This is a genomic window from Geobacter sp. OR-1 (genome assembly GCF_000813145.1).
Lineage (GTDB): Bacteria > Desulfobacterota > Desulfuromonadia > Geobacterales > DSM-12255 > Geoanaerobacter.
The window spans coordinates 37,101-52,049 of the sequence record NZ_BAZF01000008.1 but is presented as its reverse complement, the minus strand read 5'-3'; the positions used below and the strand labels follow the sequence as shown (position 1 = coordinate 52,049).

Genomic DNA, 14,949 nt, shown 5'->3' with positions numbered 1-14,949 from the left:
GAGTGTGATGAAAAAAATTACCTCCAGCCGCATAAGCCAGCTGCTGTTCCTGGCGCTGTTCCTGGTCCTGTTCGTCCGGACCGAATACCGGGGAAGCGACGAGATCAATGCCGCGGTCAATGCGTTCTTCCGTGCCAACCCGCTGGTGCTCGTCAGTTACCTCCTCGCTGCCAAGAGCTGGTCCTGGCTCCTGTTTCCGGCAACAGTGACCCTGGTTGCAACTGCCCTGCTGGGGCGGTTTTTCTGCGGCTGGATCTGTCCGCTCGGGACTGTCCTGGACCTGGTGACCGGCCGAATCGCCAAGTCGGGGCCGATCCGGGCTCTAGGCGGCAATACCAAATACTGGCTGCTGCTGCCGCTGCTGTTTGCGGCGCTCTTCGGCGTCAACCTTGCCGGACTGCTCGATCCGATCGCCATCCTGCTCCGCGCCCTGACCTTTGCCCTGTATCCGCTGGTCGGCGAAACCTTCAGGTCGGGGTGGGTCGGCCTGTACCGGGTGATGGGCGACAGCCGCGATACCATTGCCCCTGCCTATGCGCTGATCCGCGATTACCTGCTCCCGTTCCGGGAGACGATCTATCCGCTGGCGTTCCTCTCGCTACTGATATTAGGCCTGATCCTGTTCCTCGAAAAATACGAGCCCCGCTGCTGGTGCCGTCGGCTCTGTCCGCTCGGCACCCTGCTCGGGCTCTTTGGACGGCTGTCCCCCTTTGTTCGCATGCCGGCAAAGCTGTGCAGCGACTGCGGCTCCTGCCAAGAGCTTTGCCCGACATCTTTCGACCGGGAGGTTCTGCAGAAAGACGAGTGCATCCTCTGCATGGAGTGCCAGCTCCACTGCCCGCACAACAGGGTAAGGTTTCGCCTGACGGGCCTTGCCGCCAGCGGCGGCGATTATCTCCCTGAGCGCCGGGTTCTGCTGGGAGGGATCGTTTCCGGCTTGTTCGCTTCCCGGCTGTTCCGTTTCCGGAAGCCGGAGGCCGAGGCGCGGCTGCTGCGGCCGCCGGGGGTGCGCAACGAACATGAGTTCCTGCAGAAGTGCGTCCGGTGCGGCGAGTGCCTTAAGGTCTGCGTGAAGAGCGCGCTCTACCCGGCGATCATGCAGGCGGGGCTGGAAGGGGTATACACCCCGGTAGTCTTGGCGAGGCTCGGTTACTGCGAATACAACTGCACGCTCTGCGGCCAGGTCTGTCCCACCGGCGCGATCCCCAACCTGCCGAAGGAGCGGAAGCAGCGGGAGGTGATCGGTAAGGCGGTGTTCGACAAGAACCATTGCCTGCCGTTTGCCCGGAACACCAGCTGCATTGTCTGCGAAGAGCATTGCCCGATCCCGCAGAAGGCGATCCGGTCGCGTCTGGAGAGGCAGAAAACACCGGACGGCCGGACAGTTGAGGTCCTGGTGCCGTATGTCGTCACTGAGATCTGCAACGGCTGCGGCATCTGCGAATTTGTCTGCCCCCTGGAGGGTAAAGCCGGGATCGAGGTCTTCGGCGTCAAGGACAAAACCCCTCTGAAAGAGTCCGCCGAATTGCCATCGCTCTCCGAAACACCTGCGGAAGCCGATCCGTATCAATGAAAGATCCCGAAACCCGCGAATTTGCCGGTTGACGAAGTCCGATTCTCTGGTACTCCTTGAAGGGTAGTCAACTCTGAAGGAGGACCGGCATGTCTCTCATCCTCACCCAACTGCAGGACCAGATTGGCACCATAACCTTCAATTATTCCCAGCGCCGCAATATCCTCTCCAAGGCGATGGTGGACGAGATCATCCAGGCGGTCGAAGCGCTTCAGAAAAGCAAAGCCAGGGTACTGATTCTTCGTGCCGAAAAGGGGAGCAAGGTCTGGTCCGCCGGCCATGATGTAAGAGAGCTCCCCCTGCCGGGCCGCGACCCGCTTGCCTATCACGACCCGTTGCTGACGATCCTCCGCACGGTGCAGAGTCTCACCATGCCGGTCATCGCCATGATCGAGGGGGGTGTCTGGGGTGGCGCCTGCGATCTGGCGCTCTCCTGCGACATCCTGATCGGCGCCAGGAACTGCAGCTTCTGCATGACCCCGGCGAAGATCGGCGTGCCGTACAACGTGACCGGGATTCTTCATTTCATGAACATAATGGGGGTGAACGTTGCCAAGGAGATGTTCTTCACTGCCCAGCCGCTGTCGTCCGAGCAGGCGCGCAAGGCCGGCATCCTCAATCACCTGGTGGAAGACGGAGAGCTTGAGGAGTTTACCCACGACCTGGCCATGAAGATTACGCAAAACAGCCCGCTTACCATTGCCGTCATCAAGGAACAGATGAGGCTGCTGGCCAGTGCCTATCCCATGAGCCCCCATACCTTCGAGCGGGTGCAGGGGCTCCGCAGAATGGTTTATGACAGCAAGGACTATGCGGAGGGGATCAAGGCGTTTATGGAGAAGAGGACACCTAATTTCACCGGAGAATAGAGAGACGCGCCTTGCACGAAAATCGCGTCTCTGAAGACATAGAGATCAAAAAAATCAGGACTATTGTGTTATGACTGATCCCCCTCTTTCCGCAATCCGCAACATCGGCATTATCTCCCATATCGATGCCGGCAAGACCACGGTGTCGGAACGGATTCTCTTTTACACCGGTGAGACGCACCGGATGGGGGAGGTGCACGACGGCCTGGCCACCATGGACTGGATGCCGCAGGAGCAGGAGCGCGGCATCACCATCACTGCGACTGCCACCTGCTGCAACTGGCGCGATATCCGGATCAATCTGATCGACACGCCGGGCCATATCGACTTCACCATGGAGGTGGAGCGGAGCATGAGGGTGCTGGACGGCGCGATTGCCGTATTCAGCGGCGTGGAAGGGGTCCAGCCGCAGAGCGAATCGGTCTGGCGCCAGGCCGAGCGTTACCGGGTGCCGCGGATCTGCTTTGTTAACAAGCTGGACCGGGTCGGCAGCGACCATGAAGCGGTACTGGCCCAGATGGAGCGGCGGTTGGGGGCCAGGCCGCTGCTGCTGCAGCTCCCTGTGGGGAGCGAAGCTGCCTTCAGCGGGGTGATCGACCTGCTTGACCGGCAGATGATCACCTTTGCCGACACCGATCTCGGGATGACGGTAACCAGGCAGGAGCTGCCGGACTCGTTCCGGGAGCAGGCAGCCGTTGCCAGGGAGAAGCTGGTTGAGGCGGCGGCCGACTTTGACGATACCATCCTAACCGATTTCCTCGCCGGTGAGGATGTCTCTGCCGAGCGGCTGCGCCTGGCAATTCGTACCGGAACGCTGGCCTGCTCTGTTTTCCCGGTACTGTTGGGATCTGCCTTGCGCAACAAGGGGGTTCAACCGCTGCTCGATGCCGTTGCCTTTTATCTGCCGTCGCCTCTCGACGTGCCGCCTGTAACCGGGAAAAATACCTCGACCGGAGACGAGGTCAGTATTCCGTGCACTGTAGATGCCCCCTTGTGTGCATTAGCTTTCAAGGTTGTCGCCGAGGAGGGGCGGAAGCTTACCTATCTGAGGATCTATTCCGGATCGCTGAAGCCGGGGATGGCGCTGGCGAATGGTTCCAGGGGGAGGTTCGAAAAGGTCGCCCGGATATTCAGGATGCATGCCCACAGGCGGGAAGCGGCGGACCATGCCGGTGCCGGCGACATCGTTGCCGTTACCGGGTTCAAGGATGTGCTCACCGGCGATACCCTCTGCGACCCGTCGCTGCATCTGGAGCTGGCCGGCATGAACGTTCCCGAGCCGGTAGTCTCGCTGGCTGTGGAGCCAAAGGGGGTGGATGACCGGGAAAAACTCCTCCCGGCCCTTGACAAGCTCCAATGGGAAGACCCGACCTTCCGGGTTCATGAGGACCGTGAAACCGGGCAAACCATCCTCACCGGCATGGGGGAACTGCATCTGGAGATCATTATCGACCGTTTGGCCAGGGATTTCGGTGTCGGGGTAAAGACCGGGAGACCTCAGGTAGTTTACCGGGAGACGGTCGCCAGGGGGCTGACGCATCGGGAGGTGTTCCGGGTCGAGCAGGAGGGGAAGGCGGTCGGCGGCGAGGTGCTGTTTTCCCTCAAGCCGCTGGAGAGGGGAGCCGGGGTGCAGCTGTCGCTGGACAGGCTCAATGACGGCGCATTGTCAAACGATTTGAAAAACGCCCTTGCGGAAGCCATGCACAAGGGGTGCGCTGCCGGCGGCCTGGCAGGCTATCCGCTTACCGATCTTGCCATCGAGATCATTGAAGCGCCGTTCGAGCAGGGGGTGACCAGCGAGGCCGGGATCAGGGCAGCGGCGCAGCGGGGGTTGATCAGGGCATTGAAAGATGCCGGCGTTGTCATGCTTGAGCCGGTTATGGCCCTTGAAATCATCACTCCGGCCGAAGCAACCGGTCGGGTCATCGGGACGCTCCAGCAGAAACGGGGCCGGATCGAGGGGATCGACGGCCTTGGCGAGATGGAGGTCATTCACGCCCTGGTTCCGCTTGCCGAGCTTTTCGGTTACATGACCGAGCTCAGGAGCGCCACCAAGGGGCGCGGCACATTCAGCATGGAGTTTGACTCTTTTGTCAATGCCCCTCAGGAGCTGCGGCTAAAATTCGGACTGTAGTTGCGGAATTTTCTGCCGATTATAAGGATAACGATGTTAGTGGGGTAACTATTCTTAATTGAAGGGATTCCCTTTGGCTACTGTATCAATCGACAACCTTGCCGCCGGCATGATCCTGAAGAGCAATGTCTGCGATCGCAGCGGCCGGCTTTTGTTGCCCGAAGGGGTTGAGTTGACGGAAAAGCACCTGCAGATTTTACGCACCTGGGGGATTCTGGAAGCAGAGATCGTCGGGGGAAGCGAGACCGAAGCCGCCGGTCACGGGGACGAAGAGATCAGCCCGGAGGCGCTCGCCGAGGCAGAGGCCAACGTGAAGCCGCTTTTTATCCACAATAACCTTGAGCATCCGGCAATAAAGGAACTGCTCCGGCTATGCATAATAAGGAAGGCAATGCATGCCTCCTGACCTCAAAATAAGCATTGACGAGATTATCCAGGATGTCTCCACCGTTCATTCTCTGCCGCTGTTTTATGCCCGCCTTGACGAAGCGATAAACAACCCTAGGAGTTCCATTACCGATATCGGCAAGATCATTTCCGAAGACCAGGGACTGACCGCGCGTATTCTGAAACTGGCCAACAGCCCGTTGTTCGGCTATTTTTCCAGGATAGAGACGATCAGCCATGCAGTTACCATTATCGGCATCCAGCAGGTCAGGGATCTCGCTCTGGCGTTATCGGTAATGGATGTGTTTGCCGGGATACCGAAAGAGCTGATCAACATGGAACAGTTCTGGCGGCACAGCATCGTCACCGGGCTGACGGCCCGGTTGATTGCTACCAGTCAAAGGGAATCCAACCTGGAGCGTTTTTTTGTCGCCGGGATTCTGCATGATGTGGGCAGACTCATAATGTTCATCAAAGTCCCCGAACTCTGCAAGGAAATGCTCGAAGAGTGCCGGGGCCAAGGGCGGCTCCTGTACCATGTGGAGCGGGAGCGCCTGTTGTTCGACCATGCCGAGGTCGGCGGCAGGCTCCTGAGGAAATGGAAAATCCCTCCCAGTGTGGCCGAGCCGGTTGAGTTTCATCACCGGCCCAATAGGGCGGAACAGTACCCGCGCGAGGCATCTCTGCTGCATCTGGCTGATATTATTGCCCATGCGCTCCAGATCGGCAGCAGCGGCGGCCTTTTTGTCCCCCAGCTTGACGAAAAGGTCTGGGCCGGCCTGAATCTCTCCCCTTTTCTGTTTGCATCGCTCATCAAGCAGATCGATAAAACGGTTACCGAGACGGAACAGGCGTTGTTCGGGAGGGGGGCAAGTGCCTAGTCAGAGCGACAACCCGGCCAAGCTTCTGGAACGGATCAGTTTTCTCGAAGAGAGCAACCTGAACTATGTCCGGACCCTCGATATCCTTGCCGCCTGCAACGATTTCCAGTCCGACATCTATCGCAAACAGGACACTTCGGTCGTAATCAAGGCCATGTTCGGGCAGTTGCGCCGGTTGATACCATTTACTACCCTGTCTTACTACAACATCGAGGAGGATGCCAGCTTCAAGCTGATGCTCTGTGATCCGCACGAGGCGGAACCGGTACTGGCGGCAGAGGTTGATGCGAAAATTCTGGACGGCACATTCCCCTGGGCCCTGAACCAGAACCGTCCCGTAATTGTTCCGGTGGAAAGCGGGAGCGAATCTCTGGTCCTTCATGTGCTTGCGACGCAATCCCGGATACACGGGATGTTTGCGGGGATTCTGGAAGGGTGCCGCCTGAATTCCGACTTTGCCTCACAGACTGCCATGAGCATCATCCTTACCAGCACCGCCTATGCCGTGGAGAATGCCTCGCTTTACGAGATGCTGCACGATCATATGCAGAATCTGGAAAAGATGGTGCAGGTACGGACGATGGAGCTCGAGTCGGCCCGCAGACAGGCAGAATCCGCGACCAAGGCCAAAAGCGAGTTCCTGGCCAACATGAGTCATGAGATCAGGACCCCGATGAACGGCATCATCGGCCTGGCAAAGCTGATCAATGACACTGAACTTACAGAAGACCAGCGGCTTTACGTCGATTCCCTCCAGCTCTCTGCCGATAACCTGCTGACCATCATCAATGACATCCTGGATTTCTCCAAGATCGAAGCCGGCAAGATCACCCTGGAAGAGATCCCGTTCCGGGTCCGGAAATACCTTGAGGGCACCCTGCAGCCTTTGAAACTCAAGGCAAAAGAAAAAAACATTTACTGCGAACTGAAGCTGCCGGAAGATTTCCCGGAATCGGTGGTGGGAGACCCGGTACGGATCGCCCAGATTCTCAACAATCTTCTGGGCAATGCCATCAAGTTTACCTCTCATGGCGGTGTTGTCCTCGAATGCCGCGAGGAGAGCCGGGGCGAGGGGAAGGTCAAGGTCCGGTTCACCGTCACCGATACCGGCATCGGCATCCCGTCAACGGCGCTGGCACGGATCTTCGACAAGTTTACCCAGGCGGACAGCTCTACGACGAGACTTTACGGGGGGACCGGCCTCGGCTTGTCGATCACCAGGAGCCTGACCCAGCTGATGGGGGGCGAAATCGAGGTGCAGAGCACGGAAGGGGCGGGGAGTGCGTTTTCGGTTACCATCCCGCTGCAGCTCCCGCTGACCGGGCAATGCCCGGCGCTGCCGCATGAAGAGCTGCTGCAAACGTTTGTCTGCCGGCCTTTGCGGATACTGATCGTTGATGATATCCCGGTCAACCAGCTTGTTTCCCGGAAGATCATCGGCAAGACCGGCGATCATGCCATCACTTGTGCCGAGAACGGCAAGCAGGCGCTGGAGATGTGGGAGCAGGAGATGTACGATCTGGTGTTCATGGATATCCATATGCCGGTCATGGACGGACTGCAGGCCACCAGGGAGATCCGGCGGCTGGAAGAGGGGAGCGGGAGGCGGACGCATATCTGCGCCATGACCGCCAATGTCATGAAGGAAGATGTGGAGGTCTGCCATGAAGCAGGGATGGATTCGTTCATTGGCAAACCGGTCAAAGAAGAAGAGGTCTACCGGGTCATCAACCGGCTGGATGAGGCAAAGGACGGCATGATCCTCTCCCCGGAACGGCCGGTTGTCACTGGCCAAAGCGCCGAAGAGAATCCGGACCAAGCTGACTCGGATGAGGATGTTTTCAATCGTAAAGAGCTTCTGGACCGGCTGGATGGCGAAACTTCGTACCTGGTCAAATTTATCGGCATGTTCATAGACGCCGCTGAACCCAATATTGCCGAACTGGGAGAAGCGATCGAGACCGGTAATGTTGAGAATGTCAGGATAAAGGCGCATACGATCAAAGGGGCAGCGGCAAACATTGCTGCCGGCAGAATGAAGAGGATTGCCGCAGAGATGGAAGACGCTGCCAGAGCAGGGTCGGTCGCAGGGCTGTTACCCCGTTATCGGTCACTTAAAGAGGAGTTCGATGTTTTCAAAGATACGGTCAGAAGCGATCTGGCTGCAGTTTAAGCTGCGCTGCGCTGTTTCAGCCCCGGAGTTGTTGCCGGTGTTGAATTGTGCCCGGAAGCCTTTGTTCTGTTCTTCAGGGGGGAGTCATGGCGGATAATGCCGTGGTTGGCCAGAAAGAGGCCAAAAGGTTCGAGTTCAAGCGTCTCGGCTATACATTAATGCTGGAGGTTGCTCCGGACGGCCTCGTGTGTAAATCCACCTACACGCCGTCGCCAAACGGCGCACCCCTGTCCCACGAAGAGCTGTCGAACTATCTGGCCCAGGCCAAGGTCAGGGAAGGGATCAACGACGACGCCGTGGAAGAACTGCTCGCGGCCGCAATTTCCCATACCGAAGTAGACGGACACCCGCTGGCTTATGGCATTCCGATGGTGCCGGGCGAAGACGGCAGTATAGCCCTGACAGTCAAGGATTCTCTGGAATCGGCCGAGGAGGATGCCGAAGAAGATGCCGAAAACGAAACTGTCGATTTTCGGGTCGTGCAGAGTTTCTGCAATGTCACTACGGGGGACCTGGTCGGCCAGGTGCTGCCGCCGGGCGAAGGTACGCCCGGATTAACGGTTTCCGGCACGGTAATACCACCAAAACCCGGTACTCCTTTGAATCTCGTTCTGGCCGGTAATGTCTCCCTGGCTCCGGACGGCTGTTCTCTTCATGCCGAGGCCGATGGCCGGGTCTTCTGCCAGGGTGGCGAAATTTCCGTCGAAGATGTGTACAAGATCAGGGGAGACGTGGACTTCAAGGTCGGCAATGTGCTCTTTAACGGTTTTCTCGATGTGTCCGGGGATGTGCTGGACGGATTTTCGATCAATGCCAGCAAAGGGATAAAGGTGCGCGGAAATATCGGGGTATGCCGGGTAGAGAGCCTCGGCGACATCTCTTTTGGCGGCATGAACGGTCAGGGCAAGGGGGAAGTTTCAGCCGGAGGGAATGTGTTCGCCAATTATATCAATGATGTGGCGATTGAGACTGCCGGCGACATAGTTGTCGAGTACGAAATGCGGAACTGCAGCATAAAGGCTCTCGGATCGGTCCGGGTCAACCGGGGCGGGTTGTCCGGCGGCGAGTGTGTGGCCATGGGAGGGGTGGAAGCGGCGAGCATCGGCACCGTCACCTCTTTGCGCACCTTGATCGTGGTCGGGGTCAATTATCGTGACCAGGAAGAGATCAATCGCCTCTTTAACGACATGAAACAGTTGATCGCCAGTTTCAACGCCGGCAAGGGGACAATGGATAAAACCGATTTCTCCCGGGCGCGGGCCGAGATTGCCAACCGGATTCAGGAGGTTCGTGCCCGGCAATATGTTGGCTGCAATCCCAAGGTAAATGTAAAGAAAAAGCTCTATGACGGGGTGAACATTACGGTCGGCAGCATCTGCGAAGAGATGAAGGAGGAACAAAACGGACCGATTTCGATCATTGAAAACACGATCGAGGGTGGCTTCAGGTGTATCAGCCTCACTGATCTGTCGGTCCGGGCGCAGGATATTGAACGCGCGTATGTACAGCAGCACGAGTTCATGCTCAGAAGAGCGAAGGGGGTAGCTTCATGAAGGCGCTTATTGTCGACGATTGCCAGTTGACGCGGGAAATGCTCGGTTTTGCCATTCAGGCTGAAGCCGAGATCGATTATGCGGTAAACGGAGAGGAGGCTATCACTCTGGTCAGCCAGGCGATTGCTAAAGGTGCGTATTATGACCTGATCTGTCTTGATATAACCATGCCGGTAATGGGAGGGCTGGAGGCGCTGAGAAAGATCCGGGACCTGGAGGGGGCCGGCAAGGGGGGGCGGGCGACGATTTTCATGATCACTGCCAGCAGTTCCCCTGACGACATGATCGAGGCGATCAGCGAAGGGGAGTGTGACGATTACCTGACCAAGCCGGTTATCGGCAAGACATTCAAGGATCTCCTGAGAAAATACAATCTCCCCAGCTGAACCAGGCTAACCCAGAGACGAGAGAAACTCCAGCACACAACTGTTGAAGGTCTTTACATCCTCCAGATTTGCCAGATGCCCGGCGCTTGGTACTATGCAGAGCCTGCATCCCGGGATACCGGCGGCGATCGCCGTGCTGGTCGCAGGGGGGGCTGCCTGGTCAAGTTCCGCGCCTATGGCCAGTGCCGGGATGTTGAACGAACCGAGCGCTGCAGAGTAGTCCTTCCGTTCCCTCATTGCCAGGAGGCCACCCGCAAGCCCCCTGGAATCATTGGCCGCCATCCACCCGTATACCTCTTCCACCAGTTTCGGCCGCTCCTGTTCCGTTCCGGGTGCAAACAGGATCGACGCAAACGGGTCGGCCACCATCTGCGGGCCCAGTTTCCTGACTTCCGCGGCAAGCTGGAGCCTGCGGGCCTTGGCGGTCTCATCGTCCGGGGTTGCCCTGGTCGTGATGAATATGGCGCCTTTGACCCGTTCCGGGTAACGCTCCACCAGGTTGAAAAGCACATACCCCCCCATCGACATCCCGCCGATAACCGCCCGTTCGATTTCCAGGTAATCAAGCAGTCCGATCAGGTCGTCGGCGAAGATGTCCATGCTGTACGGGCCTTCAGGGGCATCGCTTTCCCCGAAACCGCGCAGGTCCGGGGCAATCACCCGAAAACCGGCCAGCGGGAGCTTGTTGACCTGGGGACGCCACATTTTCCGGCAGAGGGGAAAACCGTGAATCAGAAGAATGGGCACACCTTCCCCGGTATCGTCGTAACCGAGGGCAATCCCATTGACAAAGGCCTGCATCTGTTATTTCTCCTTTACCTGGTCATAACCGTTTACCAGGAGGTCCAGGTGACCGTCGTCTGGGCAGAATATCAGGCCATGGATCGGGACATCCTTTGGGATCAGGGGGTTTCGCCGGATTTTCCCCGTTACTGCGGCCACGTTCTGTTCCGGGCAGGAAAATGCGCCGATCCACCGTGACAGGTCAGGCACATAGTCTTCGATGATTTGCGGATCGATACCGCGGGCCAGCATCCGCCGCCGCAGCTCGTCCGGGTCTACGCTGGCCATGCCGCAATCCCGGTGACCGATGACGAAAATCTCCTCGACCCCGAGCATGAAAATGGCAGCAACGAGGCTTCTGATCACTCCGCCGTGGAGGGCGTCGACAAGGGTATTGCCGGCATTCTTGATCACCTTGGCATCGCCCCTTTTGATCCCCATTGCCGGTTCGAGGAACTCCACCAGTCTGGTGTCCATACATGTAAAGATCGCAAACTGTTTCTGCGGGTTTTTGGGAAGCGGCGGGAATGCCCCGGGTTTTACGAACTTGCCGTTTGCTTCGAGGATCTTGTCGAGCAGCTTCATGTCGTGTCTCCGGTGGTGTCGATCTCCAGCAGGAGTGCTTCGGCAATGGTCAGGCGCTCCTGTTCCGGTTTCGAGGCAAAGAATTCGTTGATAAAAACCCTGTTTATCGAATCGAGCAGCGTATTGAGCCGGTCCAGGTCGATCACCGCATTACCCGGCAGGGTCTCCACCCCCTGGAAATTGCTGGGGCAGTAATCGATCAGGCCTTTGCCCGCCTCTTCCCTCAGGATCGGCAGACCATGGGTGCGGCAGATGATCGGGCGATAATCGTACATGGCGCATCTGTCATCAACCAGCAGGGGGCAGGGGCCGTTCGGCTTTGCATATTGCGCCCTCAGCCTGATCGCCTCCACCTCGTTCGGCGGCAGCTTTTGCAGGGCAGTGGCAAGGGCCATCGCCTCCACCCAGGCAAGGGTGATATGCCGGCAGCATGAGGAACATCCGCTATGACAGGCAAGCTGGTCGGAGAATTCCGTCTCGATCTGCCTGCAGAGGTCGTCGACCTTGTTCACAAGGGAATAGTAATTTGCGAGTACATCTTCCATATTTTATCGGCTCGCCAAAAGTCCATCTGCTGCGTTACGCTCAGCTTTCGTCACTGCGACGTAGCCTCCGGCTACGACTCGCTCCTCATGCTTCGCAAGCCTTGCATATGGAGCTTTTTGCTTTGCCGTTGCAATCATCGTCTTTCGCCGAAGATTGCCGAGCCAATCCTCACCAGCGTTGCCCCCTCTTCGATGGCGACCCGGAAATCCCCTGACATCCCCATAGACAGTTCAGCCATTGTCACGCCCGGTATGGCTTCCCCGGCAATCGCTGCCGCCAGCTCCCGCAATTCGCGGAAGTATGGCCGGGCTCCTTCGGGGTCGTCAAAGAACGGCGGCATGGTCATGAGCCCCCGAACGCTGACGTTGGGGAGTTTGGCGATCTCCCTGATCAGCGCCGTTGCTTCCGAGGCCGTGGCGCCGCTCTTGGTCGGTTCTCCCGAGACATTGACCTGGACCAGTATGGGGCAGGAACCGCCGCTTTTCCCCCATTGCCGGTCGATCTCCTCTGCTAGCGAGAGCCGGTCCACCGAATGGATCATTGCTACCAGTCCGGCAATCTGCCGCACCTTGTTGCTCTGCAGGTGGCCGATGAAATGCCACTCGACCGGTACGGAGACTGCAGCTGCCTTGCCGGTCAGCTCCTGGACGTAGTTTTCACCGAAAATCAGCTGACCGCTCGCGGCAGCTTCTTCTATCGCTGCCAGCGGCTTGTATTTCGATACCGCCACCAGCCTGATGCCGGAGCTGTCCCGGTTCGCCTTTGCCGCTGCCGCGGCAATCTCCGCCCGGATCTGCCGGAGGTTTGCAGCCAGGTCCATACGTTACCTCAGATTGCGCCCATCTCCCGCAGGGTTTCAATCACTTCGCAGAGCGGCAACCCGACGACATTGGTGTAAGAGCCCTCGATCCGGGCCACCATGTGGGCCGCCCCTCCCTGGATTGCGTAGGCGCCCGCCTTGTCCATCGGGCATCCGGTGGCGATGTAATCGTTGATTTCCCGCTCGGTGAGGGTCTTGAAAAATACCCTGGTCTCCACGGCGGCGGTGCGGATGGCGCCGTTTCCGGCCAGGACCGCATAGCCGGTGATTACCGCGTGTGAGATGCCGGAGAGCTTTCTGAGCATCCTGGCGGCATCGGCGGCATCAGTAGGTTTCCCCATGATCTCGCCGCTGCAGAGTACGATGGTATCGGCGCCGATGAAGAAATCCCCTGCCTCGCGCCGGCTGACTTCGGCCGCTTTTTCGGCGGCAAGGCGGAGCACGTGATCAACGGGCGGTTCGGCTGGGAGCGGGGTTTCGTCGATATGCCCCGGTACCACCTGAAAGCGGATTCCTGCCGATTCGAGCAGTTCGGCCCGCCGCGGCGAGGCTGACGCCAGGATTATCCTACTTTCCGGCATCCCGGTCCCCTTTTTCCCGCTTTCTCATCTCCTCGTAGACCTGCTTCATCTTTTCCTGCTCTTCCCAATGGCTTTTCCAGTCCTTTTTCCGGACAAAGTGCAGGATGATCGCGCCGGTAATGATCATGCCGCCCCAGAAAAGTTGAATGGATTCACCGGTATAGAAACCGGAGCCGAGGGAGATCAATCCCATCAGGAGTATCAGCGCCTCCATGCAGAATATCCTGCCGATCAGGGATGCTTCTTGGGTTTCTTTTTCTTTCATGGGAGACCTTGTCGAATTTGATAACCGCTTTAACGGCGAAATTGTAACGGATTGGCGAGAGCGTAACAACTTAAAAGTAGCTGGGGATCAGTCCATGGCCTGCTGCCAGCCATCCAGATCAGCCAGTGCCCGCTCGGCCAGTAGTGACCGGCGTTCCTTCTTCTTCACCCTGCCGGGGAGTTCGGGGAAGAGGCCGTAGTTCACGTTCATCGGCTGAAAGTGCCTGACATCGGTATTGGTGATATGCCTGATCAGCGCGCCCAGGGCGGTGGTCGGCGGCGGCAGCAACGGAGCATAGCCCAGCGCCAGTCGGGCGCTGTTGACCCCGGCCAGGAACCCGCTTCCGGCTGATTCGACATAACCCTCCACGCCGGTGATCTGGCCGGCAAAGAAGATACGGGGGGCGGACTTCAGCTGCTGGAGCGGGGTAAGCAGTTGCGGGGAGTTGATGAAGGTATTGCGGTGCATGGAGCCGAGTCGCGCGAATTCGGCGTTTTCAAGGCCGGGGAGCATCCGGAATATCCGGCGTTGTTCCGGCCAGGTCAGCTTGGTCTGGAACCCGACCAGGTTGTACAGGGTTGCTTTCCGGTTTTCCATGCGTAACTGGATGACGGCATGCGGCTCTTTCCCTGTTGCCGGGTCGATCAGACCGACCGGCTTCATCGGCCCGAACCTGAGGGTTTCCCGGCCGCGGCCGGCCATCTCCTCAATCGGCATGCACCCCTCGAAATGCACCCCCTTTTCGAAGTCGCGGTACGGAACCTTTTCCGCTGCCAGCAGTTCGTCGACAAAGGCGTTGTAGAGCGGCTCGTCCATCGGGATGTTGAGGTAATCGTCGCCGTCCCCCTTGCCGTACCGGGACGCCTTGAACAGCTTTCCCAGGTCGAGCGACGAGGCGGACACGATCGGGGCGATGGCATCGTAGAAATAGAGGGAATCGCCGGTAACGGCTCTGAGGCTTTCGGCAAGGCGATCGCTGGTAAGCGGGCCTGACGCGACGATGACGGCGCCGGCAGCAGGGAGCTCGGAGAGCTCCTGCCGCTCGAGTGTGATGAGCTGGTGTTGTTCGATCTTTTCGGTAACAAAGGCGGAGAACAGCTCCCGGTCAACGGCAAGCGCCCCGCCGGCAGGGACTTTGGTTGCGTCTGCCGCTGCCATGAACAGGCTCCCCAGACGCCGCAGTTCTTCCTTTAGAAGCCCGACCGCGTTCTCCATGGATGCGCCGCGCAGGGAGTTGGAGCAGACCAGTTCCGCAAGATTTGGAGAGTGGTGGGCCGGCGAGAATTTTTGCGGCTTCATCTCGTGCAGGGAGACCGGTACGCCGAGCCGGGCCGCTTGCCAGGCTGCTTCGCAGCCGGCCAGACCGGCGCCGATGATGGTGATTGAAGGGATGGTCATGGTCAGTGTGATTTG

At 58.6% G+C, this 14,949-nt stretch carries 15 protein-coding genes; 8 read left to right on the top strand and 7 right to left on the bottom strand.

Annotation, left to right across the window (positions count from 1 at the left end; genetic code table 11):
• Positions 1-7 precede the first annotated feature (7 nt).
• From OR1_RS10095 to OR1_RS10060, 8 genes are all read left to right on the top strand, one after another.
• Entirely contained in the window at positions 8-1,573 is a 1,566-nt protein-coding gene (locus OR1_RS10095) for a 4Fe-4S binding protein (RefSeq protein ID WP_041971699.1), read from the top strand.
• Between the two features lie 89 nt (positions 1,574-1,662).
• Positions 1,663-2,442, top strand: coding sequence for a methylmalonyl-CoA decarboxylase (scpB, locus tag OR1_RS10090; RefSeq protein WP_041971697.1), 780 nt, complete (start codon positions 1,663-1,665; stop codon positions 2,440-2,442).
• A 70-nt stretch (positions 2,443-2,512) separates the two neighbouring features.
• Complete coding sequence (fusA, locus tag OR1_RS10085) at positions 2,513-4,576, top strand: elongation factor G (protein WP_041971696.1); 2,064 nt, start codon at positions 2,513-2,515, stop codon at positions 4,574-4,576.
• Positions 4,577-4,649: 73 nt separating this feature from the next.
• Positions 4,650-4,982, top strand: coding sequence for a hypothetical protein (locus OR1_RS10080; RefSeq protein WP_152609861.1), 333 nt, complete (start codon positions 4,650-4,652; stop codon positions 4,980-4,982).
• Positions 4,972-5,844 (top strand): HDOD domain-containing protein, encoded by an 873-nt coding sequence (locus OR1_RS10075; protein WP_041971694.1) that lies wholly within the window; start codon positions 4,972-4,974, stop codon positions 5,842-5,844. Before OR1_RS10080 ends, OR1_RS10075 begins: the two co-directional genes overlap by 11 nt.
• Entirely contained in the window at positions 5,837-8,017 is a 2,181-nt protein-coding gene (locus tag OR1_RS10070) for an ATP-binding protein (protein WP_041971693.1), read from the top strand. Before OR1_RS10075 ends, OR1_RS10070 begins: the two co-directional genes overlap by 8 nt.
• 86 nt (positions 8,018-8,103) lie before the next feature.
• Entirely contained in the window at positions 8,104-9,570 is a 1,467-nt protein-coding gene (locus OR1_RS10065) for a DUF342 domain-containing protein (protein WP_041971692.1), read from the top strand.
• Positions 9,567-9,956: a response regulator gene (locus OR1_RS10060; protein ID WP_041971691.1), complete on the top strand. Its 390-nt coding sequence runs from the start codon at positions 9,567-9,569 to the stop codon at positions 9,954-9,956. Before OR1_RS10065 ends, OR1_RS10060 begins: the two co-directional genes overlap by 4 nt.
• Positions 9,957-9,962: 6 nt before the next feature.
• On the opposite strand, the gene OR1_RS10055 is transcribed toward OR1_RS10060, so the two are convergent.
• The 7 genes from OR1_RS10055 to trmFO form a co-directional block, all read right to left on the bottom strand.
• Positions 9,963-10,757, bottom strand: coding sequence for an alpha/beta fold hydrolase (locus OR1_RS10055; protein ID WP_041971690.1), 795 nt, complete (start codon positions 10,755-10,757; stop codon positions 9,963-9,965).
• A gap of 3 nt (positions 10,758-10,760) precedes the next feature.
• Positions 10,761-11,324: a carbonic anhydrase gene (locus OR1_RS10050; protein ID WP_041971688.1), complete on the bottom strand. Its 564-nt coding sequence runs from the start codon at positions 11,322-11,324 to the stop codon at positions 10,761-10,763.
• Positions 11,321-11,869, bottom strand: coding sequence for a YkgJ family cysteine cluster protein (locus OR1_RS10045; RefSeq protein ID WP_041971687.1), 549 nt, complete (start codon positions 11,867-11,869; stop codon positions 11,321-11,323). The genes OR1_RS10050 and OR1_RS10045 overlap by 4 nt, the downstream gene beginning before the upstream one ends.
• Before the next feature lie 134 nt (positions 11,870-12,003).
• A complete protein-coding gene (locus tag OR1_RS10040) occupies positions 12,004-12,690 on the bottom strand; it encodes a YggS family pyridoxal phosphate-dependent enzyme (protein WP_041971686.1) in 687 nt (228 codons plus the stop codon).
• Positions 12,691-12,698: 8 nt separating this feature from the next.
• Positions 12,699-13,271, bottom strand: coding sequence for a Maf family nucleotide pyrophosphatase (locus OR1_RS10035; protein WP_041971685.1), 573 nt, complete (start codon positions 13,269-13,271; stop codon positions 12,699-12,701).
• Positions 13,258-13,536 (bottom strand): hypothetical protein, encoded by a 279-nt coding sequence (locus OR1_RS10030; protein ID WP_041971683.1) that lies wholly within the window; start codon positions 13,534-13,536, stop codon positions 13,258-13,260. The genes OR1_RS10035 and OR1_RS10030 overlap by 14 nt, the downstream gene beginning before the upstream one ends.
• A gap of 87 nt (positions 13,537-13,623) precedes the next feature.
• Positions 13,624-14,940 (bottom strand): methylenetetrahydrofolate--tRNA-(uracil(54)-C(5))-methyltransferase (FADH(2)-oxidizing) TrmFO, encoded by a 1,317-nt coding sequence (gene trmFO, locus OR1_RS10025; protein WP_272946194.1) that lies wholly within the window; start codon positions 14,938-14,940, stop codon positions 13,624-13,626.
• Positions 14,941-14,949: the final 9 nt, after the last annotated feature.